Raw genomic sequence first — 14,733 nt, forward strand, 5'->3', positions numbered from 1 at the left:
GAGATATTGCTGCATGGTCTTGCGCCGCCGATTCGTGTTGCCCCAAATTTAGGGTGAAGCCGGCGGCAAACCAATGTCTTGGGGGTGTTTATCCCGCAAATTCAGCCGCGCTCAAGGCGGGATTAAGGAAAAGTGCGCGCGGTTTTTCCGCCCGCATCCCGCTTTCACTTGTGACAATCGATCGCGTTCATGATTTTGGGTCGATCCGACCCAAAATCCCCGACCCAAAATCAGCGTGATCTAGAGCGTCTGCAGCTTACCGAGGTTCTTGGCCACAAGGTAATAGAAGGTCACGCGCGACTTCGAGCGATCCGCCGACATGGCCTTCGCCGTGGCCGAAATGGCTGCATCCGCTTCCGCGCCGCTGATGCCGAGCTTTTTCTCGCACCATTTTTCCCGGACGCGCTCGAGTTCCTTCGGGTCGGTAGCCGAAACAAGCGAGGAATCCTTGTTGCGCAGTGCAATTCCGAGATGGCGCACGATCTTGTTCACAACAGCTTCGTCGGCGCCGCTGTCATACTTCTGCACATCTGCGAGATAGTCGGTCATGATGCCTCCACATTGATCTTGCTCGAAAACTGCAGCATGCCCCGGCATGCCTTGGCGAGCCGCGTGCAGCCGCCGGAGTTTTTCATGGCTGCCAATCATGTCAAGGCTTTTGGCATGTCAGGGGTTTTGGAAAAGCAGCGATATATCCGCTTCCTCCCCCTTTTCTTGGGCGCCGGAAAGACCTATATGACACATGCCGTCTTCGGGCGGCTATGGCAATAAACGGGCGGTGAAATAAACCCATTGGACCCGGGGGCGGTACCCGGCGCCTCCACCAAAAACCGGTCGATATCTCGATGACCGGCTTTTGATGGGGGCGAAATAGGATCGACAAGGGCGTAAAGATCGACTTTTTGCTCGGCATTGTACCACCGTTATCGGGCTAAACTTATAGTTGCAAACGACAACTATGCTGAAGCACGTCTCGCTGCCTAACGGCGGTGCGACACTTCAAATCAAGTCCTTCCGGGTAGCACCGTAAGGCGGGGTCCGAAGGCACCTGGCAACAGAAGCCTTCACCTTCTCCCCCGCTTCGAAATGGTCTATAGATGCTTGAATAATTGACTCGTCATATTGAGACGGGCAATGGAAAGCCGACAGTAGAATTGAGTTCGAGAAAGACGGGAATCCCATGGGCCAGGACCACATTCGCTACGACATTCTGGCGCAGGACGCGCTTCGCGGCGTCATCCGCAAGGTGCTGACCGAGGTTGCAGCCACCGGCCACCTGCCCGGCGAGCACCATTTCTTCATTACCTTCCTGACCGGCGCGCCGGGTGTTCGCATCTCGCAGCACCTGAAATCCAAGTATCCCGAGCAGATGACCATCGTCGTGCAGCACCAGTTCTGGGAACTCAAGGTTTCCGAAGCCGGCTTCGAGATCGGTCTCTCCTTCTCCGACACGCCGGAACGGCTCGTCATTCCGTTCAATGCCATTCGCGGCTTCTACGACCCCTCGGTCAATTTCGAACTCGAATTCGACGTGGCGACGGCCGAAGAGGAAGAGGCCGAATCGGCGGAGATCACCGCCTATCCCGTGCCCGAAACCGATGGCGAAGTGCCGCCCAAGGACGCGGAGAAATCCGGCGACGCCAAGAACGGCGGCGGCTCGGTGGTCTCGCTCGACTCCTTCCGCAAGAAGAACTGAGGCAAGCGAAAGGACGCGGCATGAGTGGTGACGTCGTCAATCTACGCCAGTTCCGCAAGCGCAATGCCCGCGCCGAAAAAGAAAAGCAGGCCGAACAGAACCGTATCTCGTTCGGCCGCACCAAAGCCGAGAAATCGCTGACCGACGCCTTGAACGTGAAGGCGACAAAGGCGCTTGACCAGGGGCGCCGCGAGCCTGCCGGCGATCGACCTGATGAGGCAGAGGACTGAGCCGTCGGGCTTGACCACCACTGCATAGCGCTTCTGATCGGGATCGACTTGAGGCGAGCGCCTCTTACGCGCACCATTTGATGCGCGACACCGCAAAAACGATTCCGGCACAAGCGCTTACGCCCGCCTTCCGAATCAAACCGCCAACGACTTGAATCAATCTGCGAGCTCCGGCGATGATCCGAAAACACTCCGCCACCTTGCACGGACACCGCACCAGCTTCTCGCTGGAGGATCCGTTCTGGCTGGAGCTGAAGACGATCGCGGCCGCCCGTGCCATGCCGATCGCGCAGCTGATCGTCGAGATCGACGATGCGCGTGGCGCCGACAGCAACCTGTCTTCGGCGCTCCGGGTCTACGTTCTCGACTGGATCAAGTCGAACACAGAGCAGTCAGCAGCCGGCGACACGTGACGGCTCCTCGCCTCGATCATCAAGGCCGCTCCCGAATGCGTCTGTCAGTGCGCCGGCAACACCCTCGCGCAGCTGGTTCGCCATAGCCTTGATATCGCCCGGCAGCCGCAAGTACTCGACCAGGCATACCCGGTTGCGTCCGGTGTTCCTGGCGAAATAGAGCTGGTCGTCACTGGACCAGGGTCGCCGTCCGCCAACCAAATCCGGGCCCCAAGACCTGTCCGTTGTTGACACATCATTCCGCAAAAAGCCCAGCTCCCCATCGGCCAAAGACTAGACTTGTAATTGCAGCGCTGACCCGCCTCCTCCCGCTTTGTGTGTACTTGGCGCAACATGTCGCGCAATTCCGTCCGAGCCAGCACCGGAATCGACACGAATATACTTGTTTAGAACTATCTAATTTCAAACAATCTTACGGCGGTCAGCGGCCATAGCCTCTGACGCTCAGGAAACATGAGAGGGAGGAACCCATGCAGCTCTATGCTCGGATCGGTCTGGCAACCTGTTTGACCCTGTCATCGGCCGCCATCGCCAGCGCAGCCGATATCACCCCCCTTCTTGCACCTGCCGCGCAACCGCAGGAGACGGAGAGCGGTTGGCAGTTCACCGTTGCACCCTACTTCTGGATCGCAGGCCTGACGGGCGATACCGCGCAGTTCGGTCTCCCGGATGTGCACATCGATTCCAGTTTCAGCGATATCTGGGACAATCTCGATTTCGGCTTCATGGCCATGGGCGAGGCCCGCAACGGTCCCTACAGCATCTTCGGCGACGTGATCTATTCCAAGCTGTCGGCCGACGGCAGCACGCCGAGCGGCATTCTTGCCGATAGCGTCGAAGTCGAATCGCAGACCTTCGTCGGGTTGCTTGGTGTCGGTTATGCGATCTACGAGGATCAATCGTCCCATCTGGATTTCGTCGGCGGCCTGAAAGTCTGGTCAGTCGATACGACGCTTTCGTTCTCCGGTGGTCTGCTCGGTGGCATCAGCCGAGACGACAGTGCGACTTGGGTCGATGCTGTCGCGGGCCTGCGCGGCGCCTACTACTTCACGCCCGAGATCTATCTGACGGGCTGGGGCCTGGTCGGCGCGGGCGGTGCAGACCTCGACTGGGATGCAGCGCTGGGCCTCGGCTACAAGTTTACGGATACGATCTCGGCCGTCGCCGGCTATCGCGCACTCGGCGTCGACTACAGCGACGACGGCTTCAAATTCGACGCCGTGCAGCACGGACCGATCCTGGGCGTCGCCATCCACTTCTGAACCGCCGCACATGGCGGCTCGGCGATCCCTGGCGCGAGCCTACGGACCGCCGAGTTTCACGGCGAAGCACGATGGTTTGGTTCGAGCCCGGGGACGATCAGCCCGCTGCCACGGCCTTGCGCAACCGACGTCACACGTGGCGACCTCACTCCCTGTCCACGCAATGCCGCCACGCGACAGTGGCACACAAATCCACCGGGGCACACAAATCTACTGGACGGTGATGTCCGGCAGCACGTCGAAATTCAGCCCCTGCCCGCCTGGCCGCTGCAGGCCTTCGCCCTCGCCCGTTCCCGGCTGCACCTGCGATGGTGCCCCCAGCTGCTGTTGCTGCTGGCGCTCGCGTTCGGCACGTGCAGCCTCCTCGGCGGCCTTGCGCGCTGCCTCGGCGCGGGCGGCGAGATCAGCCTTTACACGCTCTGCCTCGACTGCGGCCGCCGCGCGCCGCCGTTCCTCGGCGATCGCCCGCAGGCGCTCGACTTCACGCTCCTGCGCCTTTGCCTTGTAGAGCTGCACCTCGCGGCGCAGCCGCTGCTTCTCAAGCACGTTGGCCTGCAGCGTCTCGACGCGCCGGCGCTCGCGCTCAAACGCCCGAAGCGAGAGGAAATTCGAGAGGTCGGCAACATCGAGGCTGACGCCCGGCGACGCCAGCAGGCCGGCAAACCCGAGCCGCACACGCGGCTCGGCACCGGTCAGCGCCTCGTCGCCCGCACGGAAGGTCATGTCGATGCCGGCATCGATGCGTTCTGCCGCAAGGTCGAACGACGCCTCGCCGGAAAAGGCCGCGTTGCCGTCGGCGGCTGTCACGTTCTGCGCCCGCAGCACGCCGCCGGCGATGCTGAAGGGAACCTTGACGACACCGACGACCGACTGGCCCGAAAACACCGCCGCCTCCGCCGCCTGACGAATGGCGTCAGCCGAAATCTCCGTCTTCAGCGCATCGGCGGTCGCCATCAGTTGCGGCAGGGCCGCGCTGTTGGCGCCATTGAGCGTCACGCCGTTGAAGGTCGCGGTGCCCGAGCCGCTTGCCGAATGCGCCATGGCTTCCGCGTTCGCACCCGATGCCTCGAGCGCCACCGAGAGGTCGAAGGTGCCGGTCGCGACCGGGGCGCCCGCACGCATCCAGCCCGCCTGCGCCAGATCCCCGCCCTTGACGTCGAGCCGCGAGCGCAGGAAGCCGGAGCCATTGGCATTGCCGAGCTGCACCCGGCCCTCGAGCTTGCCGCCGAGCCAGTCGCCGGTGGCCTCGGTGAAGGCGATCTCTTCGCCCTTCCACTCCATCTTGCCGGCAAAATTTCCGATGGCGCCGTAAAAGCCCGGCCAGAAACTGGCCGCCTGCACGTCGAGCGCCACGTTAAGCCCGGTCCAGGCGGCCTGCGCCACCGGCGCCTTCGACAGCGCCCCGCTCGACATGTCCTGAACCGGGCCAAGGATGCCTTCGGCGAGCCAGGCGAGGTCGAGCGTCGCAAGGTTGATCTGGCCCTCCGCCTTGCCCGGGACCTTGCGGTCGATCGTCAGTGCGCCGGCAAAGCCGTTGTTGTCGGCCCTGCCTTCGAGCGTTGTCAGGGCGATCGCCTCCGGGGTCGTCGCCACATCGGCCGAAACCGAGATCGGCAGGCCGCTGCCCGTCTGCGGCAGGGCAATGCCCTGCTGCAGCAGATACGGCTCAAGGTCTTCCGTCTGCAGCGTCAGCTTGGCCTGGCCTTCAAGGAAATGGTCGCGCGAGAGATCGAAGCTGCCCTTGGCGGCAAGCGACGTCTTCTCGGTGGTAAAGGTCACAGTGCCATTGGCGTTGTTGCCATCGGTGCTCTGCAGCTTGACCGAGAGGATGCCGTTGGCATCGGCATCGAAGGGCAACGGATCGAACCCGGCCTGCCCAAGCAGCAGCAGCGTCTGCGGGTTTTCGAGCGTCGCTTCGAGCAGCATGCCCTTGCCGGCGAGCGCCTGGGCCATGTCGGGCGCCTGATAGCTGGCGGCAATCTTGGTGCCGTTGGCCGTGCCGAATATGCCGAAGGTCGCCGGCGCGTTGCCTTCCTTGTTGCCGGCCGTCAGCGTTACGTCGAAGGCGGCGTCCGTATAGTACGGCCCTGCCTTGGTCAGGCGGCGAAGAGCGGGATGATCGACGGCGTGCCGGCCGATCATGTCCAGGAACGGTGTCAGGTCGTTGGCCGCGAGCTTCATCTTGGCCGAAATGACGGGCTTTTCGAGATCGCCGCTGGCGCGGCCGGAAAAGGCGAGCTGCGCACCGGCCAGCGAGCCGATCGCCACGCGCTCGGCCTGTAGCTGGCCGTTTTTCAGCGTCACCACCGCCTGAACGTCTCGCGCGTCTTCGCCGAAGGCGGAGAACTCGTCGGCCGAAAGGTCGGCAGCGATCGCGTGCTGCATCAGCGTCGAGGTCGAGGCGTCGCCGGCGACCAGGCCGGCAAGCGCCTGCAAGGCTTCGAGATCGATGCGATTGCCGTTCAGCTGCAGCGAAAGGTTCGGCTGCTGCTCGGCGAAGGACTGGCGCTCGAGCCGCCCCTTGAGGCTCGCATCGCCGGCGGCAACTTCCAGGTTTTCGAACTGCTGCAGCGTGTCCGTCAGGTTGACGGTTGCCGAAAAGCCCGCGGTCTTCAACTTGCGGATCGCCGGATCGACGGAGCCCGCCAACCAGCTTGCGAGGCCCGAAGGCTGGTTGGACGCCAGCAGCAGGTCACCGCGGAAGGAACGCTGGCCCTTGAGGTTGAGCCGTCCCTTGGCCTCGAGCTGCGTGCGCCCCGGCAAAAGTGCCACGACATTGTCGATCACCCAGCCGGCGCCATCCGGTTGCACGTCGATGCGCACGTCACGCACCGTCGTATCGCCGATGACGATGGCCGGCAATTTCAGGCTAGCCCGTCCCGGCACCTGCGGAATTGGAATGTCGGCGACAATCGCCAGCATCGCTTCCAGCCGCTGACGCATGGAGATTGCCGGGTCGCGCCCGGTCTTGCCGTCGTTGCCGGAATTGCCGATGCGGCTGACGTCGATCTGCTGGCCGTCGGCAATCAGCAGGAACTTCTGGTCCTTGCCGGTGTCGAGCGTCGCCTCGCCGGTCACCACATAGGGATCGTCCGAGGGGCCGACCTCGAAGCGATATTCCGGCACGTGGATGCTCTCGTTGGTCAGCTGGAAATCGCCATTGATGCGCAGCGGCGCACGGCCGTCGACATCCTTCGCCTCGCCCCCCGGGCGGTTCTCCGTCAGCGTGAAACGGCCGCCGTAAAGCGGCTTGAAGTCGACGATCTTCAGTGCGCCGTCGAGCTCGATGCCGAAGGGGCGCTTGTCCGGTGTCACCCGCGCCTTGAGGCTGAGCGCGCCCGCCTCATCCACCTCGTTGCTGGAGAGGGCGAAACTGCCGGCCTCGCCGTCCAATGCCGCGCGGCCTTCCACCTTCCAGGGGCCAGCCAAGGTGCGGGCCGATAGATCGGCGGAAAGGTCGGTCACGCGCCGGGTGCGGCCGGTCTGCTCGTCGATGAATTCGATCTCGCCATGGGTGATCTCGACGTTTTCAAGCACCACGGTCTTGGCAGGGATTGCCGTGCGCGCGCCGCGCGCCCAGTCCAGCGTGCCGTCCGAAAGCAGCCGGACCTTGGCCTTCGGCCGGTCGAGACGCATGTCGAAGATCAGCGCTTCGCCGCTCAGGAACGGCGCAAGCTCCGCACTCATCGAGAATTGCGCGACCTGGATCAGCGGTTCGCCGGCGTCACGGCCGCCGACGCGCACATCGTTGAGCGTCACGGTCGGGAACGGGATCAGGCGTGCGTCGACGCTGCCGTGGACGACGACGGGCTTGCCCATGATGCGGCTTGCCTCGCGCTCGAATTCCTTGCGGAATCCCGTCCAGTCGATGAACCACGGGGCGATCAGCGCCGCAAAGAGCGCAACGACCACAAGACCGCCGATGGCAACCAGAATTCGCGAAAGCACCGTGCCCACATTCCCATCAAGTTCTCAGGCGCCCGTCGGCGCCGTCTGCGCCCATATGAACGCCAAAGGGACGTCTCCGTCCATTACATTTGGACGTCTTCGTCCATACCAATTGCGCGGGCGTTGCCTGCCGCCCCGAGGGGCGGCTGCTTTGCCGCGCCTCCCCTCGCCCGTCGCCTCGCGTCAGGCGAAGATCTTGCCGGGGTTGAAGATGTTCTGCGGATCGAGAGAACGCTTGACCTGCCGCATCAGATCCAGCGCGTCGCCGAGTTCGGCTTCGAGAAACGGCATCTTGCCCTGACCGATACCATGTTCGCCGGTGCAGGTTCCATCCATCGACAGCGCCCGCGCATTCAGCCGCTCGACGAAGGCCTCGGCCCGCGCCACGTCGACAGCGTCCTTGTCGTTAAACAGCAGGCCGACATGGAAGTTGCCGTCGCCCGCATGCCCGACGATCGGCGCCGTCAGACCGTGCGCCGCGATATCCTCATGGGTTGCCGCAACGCAATCGGCCAGCCGCGAGATCGGCACGCAGACATCCGTGGAGAGAATTGCCGCCCCGGGGATCAGGCTCTTCTGGGCCCAGTAGGCATTGTGCCGCGCCTTCCACAGCCGCGCCCGCTCTTCCGGGTTGGTCGTCCAGAGGAAACCGCTAGAGCCGAAATCGGACGCTATTTCGGCAAAGTGCCTCGATTGCATCTCGACGCTCTCGCTGTTGCCGTGGAATTCGACGAAAAGCGTCGGCGTCTCCTCATAGGATAGGCCGGAATAGTTGTTGCAGGCCTTCATTTGCAACGCGTCCAAAAGCTCGATGCGGGCAACCGGAATGCCCGACTGGATCGTCAGGATCACCGCGTTGCAGGCGTCCGCAATCGTCGGAAACGGGCAGACGCCGCCGGAGATGACTTCCGGTATGCCCTGGAGCCGGAGCGTGATCGAGGTGATGATGCCGAGCGTGCCCTCGGCGCCGACGAACAGCCGGGTCAGGTCGTAACCGGCCGACGACTTGCGCGCCCGATGCGCGGTGCGCACCTCGCGCCCATCGGCTGTCACCACGGTCAGCGCCAGCACATTGTCCTTCATCGTGCCGTAGCGCACCGCATTGGTACCGGAGGCCCGCGTCGAGGCCATGCCGCCGATCGAGGCGTTGGCACCGGGATCGATCGGAAAGAACAGGCCGGTGTCGCGCAGATAGGTGTTCAACTCCTCGCGGGTGATACCCGGCTCGACCCGGCAGTCCAGATCTTCCGCGTTGACCTCGAGCACCCGGTTCATGCGCATCATGTCGACGGAGATGCCGCCGTTCGGCGCGTTGACGTGACCCTCGAGCGAGGATCCGGTGCCGAAGGGAATGAGCGGCACGGCATTTGCGGCGGCGATCGCGACGATCTCGCGCACCTCGTCGGCGCTTTCGGGGAAGACAACGCCATCGGGAAGCTGCGCCGGAATATAGGTGGTGGTGTGGGCATGCTGGGCGCGGATCGCCTCACCCGTCTGGAACCGATCGCCGAATCGGGCGGCAAGCTGCGCCTTAACGGTGTCGATCCCGGTTTCGTTTCTCGAGCCAGCTCTGATCGCCTTCAACGCCACGGAAAACGTCCCTTCTTCATGCCATTACAGCGCCGCGCGTCAAACATGACGCGCTAAGGACGCTGTAACACTTTAAACTTGCTGCATAATTCCTCAAATCGATTCCGATTTGAGGAATTATGCAGCAGCACCGCCCCGTTCCGACCTCAGGGAAGCGCTTTCATTTCAAGGCGCTACTGTGCAAATCGGAATCACTTTGTCCAGACGTTCACGCCGTCTCCGGCAGACTATCGCGTGAAAACGCCGGCGGTGAGACCTGAGTGTCACAAAGCTTTCGTTTTGCGGCGGATAACCCGCATCCATAATTTTCTCCTGAAATCGATTCCGAGGCCGGGACCGATGCAGTTGTTGTTGTCTGCCGACGGCACCGGCCTGTCACAAGGTCCTGCCAAAGCGCCGGGCGGCCCTTTTTCCTGGCGCCACTCGCGAAAGATGCGATTTCAGAGAAAACACCTATCGTTTGGCCGCCCTTGGCATATTATACTGAAGGACGGGAGGAGAAGGTCAAATGCTCGGTCTGCTCGCTTTGCTCACCGCCTCGGTATTCTTCGGCGCCGCCATCTACATCAACGTGGCCGAACACCCGGCAAGGCTTCACCTCGATGATCGCGCGGCCCTGGCCCAATGGGTGCCGGCCTACCGGCGAGGTTTCGAGATGCAGGCCTCGCTCGCAATCATCTCGGGCCTGCTCGGCGCTGCCGCATGGTGGCAGAGCGACAATCCGCTCTGGGGTCTAGGGGCAGCAATCATCATCCTGAACTGGCCCTACACGATGCTGTTGATCATGCCGGTCAATCAGCGTCTTGAGACAACGCGACTGGACGAGGTGAACGAGGAAACCCACGAGCTTCTCCTTCACTGGGGCAGGCTTCACGCCGGCCGGAGTGCGCTCGGCGCGATCGCGGCGGTAGTCTTTCTTGTCGCCGCCTGGCTCGGTCTTCAGGGTTAGGTTTTCTACAGCGCCGCGCGTCGAATATGACGCGCGGCGCTGTAACACTTTAAATTATGCAGTAGCGCGCCGTCATCGTTGGCGTCTTGATCGACGAGGGAGCGTCGTGGTCAGGCTCAGCGCGTTTCGAGCGCGGCTGCGGCTTCCATTTCCTCGTGCAGCTTGCGCTCCTCGTCCGCATGCGGCTTGGTAAGCCCCGCAATGACCAGATAGGCGACGGGCGTCAGGTAAAGCGTCACGACCACCGCAAGGCCGAGACCACCGACCAGCACCCAGCCGAGCGCAATGCGCGCCTCGGCACCGGCACCGCTCGCCATCACCAGCGGCACCGCGCCGACGATGGTGGCGATCATCGTCATCATCACCGGCCGCAGGCGAATGTTGGCGGCGTTCTCGATCGCCGTGCGCACGTCCTGGCCGCGGTCGCGCAGCTGGTTGGCGAATTCGACGATCAGGATGCCGTTCTTCGCCATGATGCCGACCAGCATCACCAGGCCGATCTGGCTGTAGATGTTGAGCGTGTTGCCGGTCAGGATCATCGCGAAGACGGCGCAGGCAAGCCCGAGCGGCACCGTCGCCATGATAATCAAGCCGCTGATGAAGCTTTCGAACTGCGCCGCCAGCACCAGGAAGATGATGACAAGGGCAAAGCCGAAGGTGACGATGAGGCCGTTGGCATTTTCGTTGAGGGTCGCAGCCTCGGCCAGCGGCATGATGCGCGAGCCCGGCGGCAAGAGCGGTTCTGCCATCTGCTCGACCATCGTCAGCGCTTCGCCGAGCGCCAGGTCGGATTTGAGTCCTGCCGAAAGCGATACGGCGCGAAGCTGGGATTCCCGCGACAGCTGCGGCGCCACAGCCGTTTCCTCGACGCTGGCGATGGTCGACATCGGCACGATCTTGCCGTCGCCGGCCTTGAGGAAGATGTTCTGCAGATCCGTCGGGTCGTTGACCGGGTTGGTCGAGGACAGAAGCTTGACCGGGTAGGACTCGCCGTCGACGAAGACGTCGACGACACTGTTGCCGTCGAGCATCGCCTGCAGCGCCCAGGCAAGGCCGCCGATATCGACGCCCATGTCGGAGGCGCGCTCGCGGTCGATGGTGATCGAAAGCTGCGCCTGGTTGGCCTCGTAGTTCAGCCGCACATTCTCGAAGCGTCCGGTGTCTTCCATCTGGCGCACGAGTTTTGCCGCGGCATCGCCGAGCTTGGTGTAGTCGTTGCCGACCAGCGCCACCTGCAGGCCGCTGCCGGCGCCGCGAATGCCAAGGCTGTTGGGCTGCATCGCAAACACCCGCACCGAGGGGATGCGCGCCGTCACCTTGTTGATCTCGGAGACGATCTGCTGCTGGCTGCGTTCGCGTTTTTCCCAGGGAGCAAGCGTCAGCACCATGAAGCCGCTATTGGCCGAGCCGCCCTGGCCGGAGATCGAAAAGATGTTGTCGATCTCGCCGGATTTGACCAGCGGCTGCAGCCCATCCTCGATCCGGCGCATCTGCGATTGCGCATATTCGAGCGATACGCCCTGCGGGGCGTTGATGCGCATCATCACCTGCGAGCGGTCCTCGCTCGGCGTCAGCTCCGATTTCAGCGTCATGAAGCCGACGCCGCCCATGGCGGTGAAGAAGGCGGCAACGACGAAGACGATCAGCGGCGCATTGAGGCCGCCGCGCAAGGTGACGCGGTAGAACTCGGATGCACGCGCGCCGAAGCGGCGCATCGGCCCCGGCTTCGCATGGTTTTCCTGCGTCAGCATGCGCGACGCCAGCATCGGGCAGAGCGTCAGCGACACGAAGGACGAAAGCAGGATCGAGAAGGCGAGCACGAAGCCGAACTCGCGGAAGAGACCACCGGTCTGCCCCGGCAGGAACGACAGCGGCACGAACACGGCCGCAAGCGTCGCCGTCGTCGCCAGCACGGCGAAGAACACTTCGAGCGTGCCGTGCACGGCCGCGGCCCGCGGGCCCAGCCCCTCGGCCCGTCGCCGCACGATGTTTTCCAGCACCACGATCGCGTCGTCGACCACGAGCCCCGTCGCCAGAACGATGGCGAGCAGCGTCAGGATGTTGATCGAGAAACCGGCCATGTAGATCGCCGCCACGGTGCCGATCAGCGCGATCGGCATGGTGATGGCCGGGATCAGCGTCGCACGCCAGTCGAGCAGGAACAGGTAGATGACGAGCGTGACGATGAAGATCGCCACACCCAGCGCGATCTCGACCTCGTGGATGGCGCCGTTGATGAACACCGCGTCGTCGCTGGTGATCTTGAGCTCGGTGCCCTCCGGCAGGATCTGCGTCTGGATCGTCTCGACGACCTTGCGCACGCCTTCGGAAATATCGACGGTGTTGGATTGCGCCTGGCGGATGATGCCGAGGCCGATGCCCTGGCGACCGTTGGAGCGAAGCGCCGTCGTGCCCGTATCCGGCCCAAGCGTCACAGTGCCGATGTCGCGCAGCCGGACATTGTTGACCAGGATCAGGTTTTCGAACTGCTCCGGCGTCTGCAGGTCGGCCGTCGCCCGCACCGAAATGTCCTGGCTGGCGCTGGTCAGCTTGCCGGCCGGCACGTCATAGGAGGCGTTGGCAAGCGCCGTTCTGAGGTTTGCCACCGTCACCCCGCGCCCGGCAAGCTTGGCCTGGTCGAGGTCGATGCGGAAGATCTTTTCCTGGTCGCCGTAGACGGCAACGTCGGCGACCCCTTCGACGGCGGCCAGGCGGTCGCTGATCTCGTTTTCGACGAGCAGCGTCATGTCTTCCATCGACATGGTGTCGGAGGTCAGCGCCAGGCGCATGATCGGCTGGCTATCGGCGTCGGCCTTGACGATGCTCGGCTCGTCGACATCCTCAGGCAACTGGTTGCGCACGCGGCCGAGCGCGTCGCGGATATCATTGGCGGCCTGGCCGATGTCGGTGGTGTCGGAGAACTGCAGCGTCACCCGGCTGCGGCCGAAGGACGAGGTCGAGGAGATATCCTTGATGCCCTGAACGCGCGACACCGCACCTTCGACCACCGAGGTGACCTCCCGGTCCATGGTCTCGGGCGCAGCGCCATCGAGCGTCGTCGTTACCGAAATGACCGGCTGGTCGACCTGCGGCAACTCGCGGATCTCGATGCCGTTCCAGGCCGCAAGGCCGGCAACGACGATCAGCGTATTGACCACAAGGGCGAAGATCGGCCGGCGGATGAAAAGTGCGGTGAAGCCGGTCTTGCCGGCCTCGCGCGCGGTCTGGTGGCCCGGTTCCTTCGCGCCGCTCACTTCACCTCCTCCGCGACCTTCTGCGCGGCATCGCGGCGCTCGCGCCCGGCAATGCGGACCTCGCCGCCGTCGCGCAATCGCTGCACGCCTTCGGTGACGACTTCGTCGCCTTCGCTCAAGGCCGCATCGACCAGCACCTTGTCGGGGTTGCGCTGGATGATCTTGACCGAAACTTTTTCGCTCTTGTCGCCATTGACGCGCCAGACATAGGAGCCTTCCGAACTCCACTGGATGGCGAGCGGATCGACGGTCGGATAGGTGTCACCATCGAAGGCCATGGTGACGGAGAAGGACATGCCGGCCCGCAACGTGTCGTCAGGGTTTTCCAGCCGCGCGCGCACGCGAAGCGTGCGGCTTGCCTGGTCCAGGCGGTTGTCGATGGCGTGGATGACGCCGTCGAGCTGGCTGCCGGGCTGGGCGATGGCGTGCGCCGTCACCGGTTGGCCGACGACGATCTTGTTGGCAAAGCGCTCCGGCACCCAGAAGTCGACGAGGATTTCCGAACGGTCGTCGACCACGGCGATCGGCGTCGTCGTGGTGACGTAGTCGCCGACATTGACGGTGATGATGCCGACGACACCCTTGGAAGGCGCGACGATATCGCGACGCTTGAGGTCGAGCTCGGCGGTCTTGAGTGCCAGTTCGGCCGCCTGCATGGCGATTTCGGCGTCGCGCACTTCGACGGCGGTCATCGCGCGTGCGTTGCTCAGATTGCGGTAACGCTCGGTCTTTTCCTTCGCGCTGTCGCGCGTCAGCCGCGCCTGGTCGGCGGCAATCTTCTGGTCGTCGCTGTCGAGCCTGGCGATCACCTGGCCCTGGGATACCTTGTCGCCGGAGCGCACGAGAATTTCGGTCAGGTTGCCGGTGGCCGTCGGCGTCACGGTGACGGAATGGATCGCCTCGCCATTGCCGATCGCGTTCAGCCGGTCGTTGACGACGGATGTCGCCGACGGGCGCACCACGACGAGGATGGCGTCATTGCCGCCCTGTCTGCGTCCGCCATTGCCCTGGCCGCCTTCGCCGCCGGCGCCGCCTTCCTGTTTGGAAATGGCATCGATCAACGGATGCGAGACACCGATCGCCGCCAGCGTTTCGCCTGCTCCGGGCACGAACCGCACCCAGACGCCGGCACCCACCAAAAGCACAACGGCGCTTACCGCCAGCTGTTTCCAAACCCGCATTCATGTCTCCAAATATGCAAAGCGCGCTCCTGCGCGGCACGCGCCGGCGGAACGTTCCGATTTGCCCTGAGTATCGTTGTTCGGACCTTTGGGGGCAACGGCGGAATGCCATCATTACGCAATTGTAATAAAAGCGAATTTGTTGGCGGCATGATGACGTGCGGGCCATTACCGCAGCGGCAGCCGCGACCACCGCGCTATTCCCCAGAA

General features: G+C 63.5%; 10 protein-coding genes and 1 other RNA gene. 6 read left to right on the top strand and 5 right to left on the bottom strand.

Annotated features, from left to right (window positions below):
• Positions 1–240 precede the first annotated feature (240 nt).
• The gene (locus BC363_RS00890) at positions 241–549 is read right to left on the bottom strand and encodes a DUF2853 family protein (RefSeq protein ID WP_065786832.1); all 309 of its coding nucleotides are present in this window, start codon (positions 547–549) and stop codon (positions 241–243) included.
• A gap of 156 nt (positions 550–705) precedes the next feature.
• Between BC363_RS00890 and ssrA the strand changes: the two genes are divergently transcribed.
• The 5 genes from ssrA (at position 706) to BC363_RS00920 (ending at position 3,601) form a co-directional block, all read left to right on the top strand.
• Positions 706–1,069: a transfer-messenger RNA gene (gene ssrA / locus BC363_RS00895) on the top strand.
• 111 nt (positions 1,070–1,180) lie between these two features.
• Complete coding sequence (locus tag BC363_RS00900) at positions 1,181–1,696, top strand: SspB family protein (protein WP_065786831.1); 516 nt, start codon at positions 1,181–1,183, stop codon at positions 1,694–1,696.
• 20 nt (positions 1,697–1,716) lie between these two features.
• Positions 1,717–1,926 (top strand): DUF4169 family protein, encoded by a 210-nt coding sequence (locus BC363_RS00905; RefSeq protein ID WP_065786830.1) that lies wholly within the window; start codon positions 1,717–1,719, stop codon positions 1,924–1,926.
• A gap of 176 nt (positions 1,927–2,102) precedes the next feature.
• Positions 2,103–2,339, top strand: a complete 237-nt coding sequence (locus tag BC363_RS00910) for a ribbon-helix-helix domain-containing protein (protein WP_065786829.1) — start codon at positions 2,103–2,105, stop codon at positions 2,337–2,339.
• Between the two features lie 470 nt (positions 2,340–2,809).
• Positions 2,810–3,601 (top strand): hypothetical protein, encoded by a 792-nt coding sequence (locus BC363_RS00920; protein WP_065786827.1) that lies wholly within the window; start codon positions 2,810–2,812, stop codon positions 3,599–3,601.
• Positions 3,602–3,811: 210 nt separating this feature from the next.
• Here the strand turns inward: BC363_RS00920 and BC363_RS00925 are convergent, their stop codons facing one another.
• A complete protein-coding gene (locus BC363_RS00925) occupies positions 3,812–7,549 on the bottom strand; it encodes an AsmA-like C-terminal region-containing protein (protein WP_065787027.1) in 3,738 nt (1,245 codons plus the stop codon).
• A 183-nt stretch (positions 7,550–7,732) separates the two neighbouring features.
• Complete coding sequence (locus BC363_RS00930) at positions 7,733–9,139, bottom strand: FAD-linked oxidase C-terminal domain-containing protein (RefSeq protein ID WP_065786826.1); 1,407 nt, start codon at positions 9,137–9,139, stop codon at positions 7,733–7,735.
• A gap of 508 nt (positions 9,140–9,647) precedes the next feature.
• Between BC363_RS00930 and BC363_RS00935 the strand changes: the two genes are divergently transcribed.
• On the top strand, positions 9,648–10,088 hold the full coding sequence (locus tag BC363_RS00935) for a DUF1772 domain-containing protein (RefSeq protein ID WP_065786825.1): 441 nt from the start codon (positions 9,648–9,650) through the stop codon (positions 10,086–10,088).
• 116 nt (positions 10,089–10,204) lie between these two features.
• On the opposite strand, the gene BC363_RS00940 is transcribed toward BC363_RS00935, so the two are convergent.
• On the bottom strand, positions 10,205–13,342 hold the full coding sequence (locus BC363_RS00940) for an efflux RND transporter permease subunit (protein ID WP_065786824.1): 3,138 nt from the start codon (positions 13,340–13,342) through the stop codon (positions 10,205–10,207).
• Positions 13,339–14,523: an efflux RND transporter periplasmic adaptor subunit gene (locus BC363_RS00945; RefSeq protein ID WP_065786823.1), complete on the bottom strand. Its 1,185-nt coding sequence runs from the start codon at positions 14,521–14,523 to the stop codon at positions 13,339–13,341. Before BC363_RS00945 ends, BC363_RS00940 begins: the two co-directional genes overlap by 4 nt.
• Between the last annotated feature and the right edge of the window lie 210 nt (positions 14,524–14,733).

Source organism: Ensifer sp. LC384 (genome assembly GCF_001695865.1).
Taxonomy (GTDB): Bacteria; Pseudomonadota; Alphaproteobacteria; order Rhizobiales; family Rhizobiaceae; genus Ensifer.

Bases quoted from the DNA above. Each gene is read 5' to 3' on its own strand.
- BC363_RS00900 (WP_065786831.1), top strand. From the start codon at position 1,181: ATGGGCCAGGACCACATTCGCTACGACATTCTGGCGCAGGACGCGCTT.
- BC363_RS00905 (WP_065786830.1), top strand. From the start codon at position 1,717: ATGAGTGGTGACGTCGTCAATCTACGCCAGTTCCGCAAGCGCAATGCC.
- BC363_RS00920 (WP_065786827.1), top strand. From the start codon at position 2,810: ATGCAGCTCTATGCTCGGATCGGTCTGGCAACCTGTTTGACCCTGTCA.
- BC363_RS00945 (WP_065786823.1), bottom strand. From the start codon at position 14,523: ATGCGGGTTTGGAAACAGCTGGCGGTAAGCGCCGTTGTGCTTTTGGTG.
- BC363_RS00935 (WP_065786825.1), top strand. From the start codon at position 9,648: ATGCTCGGTCTGCTCGCTTTGCTCACCGCCTCGGTATTCTTCGGCGCC.
- BC363_RS00910 (WP_065786829.1), top strand. From the start codon at position 2,103: ATGATCCGAAAACACTCCGCCACCTTGCACGGACACCGCACCAGCTTC.
- BC363_RS00890 (WP_065786832.1), bottom strand. From the start codon at position 549: ATGACCGACTATCTCGCAGATGTGCAGAAGTATGACAGCGGCGCCGAC.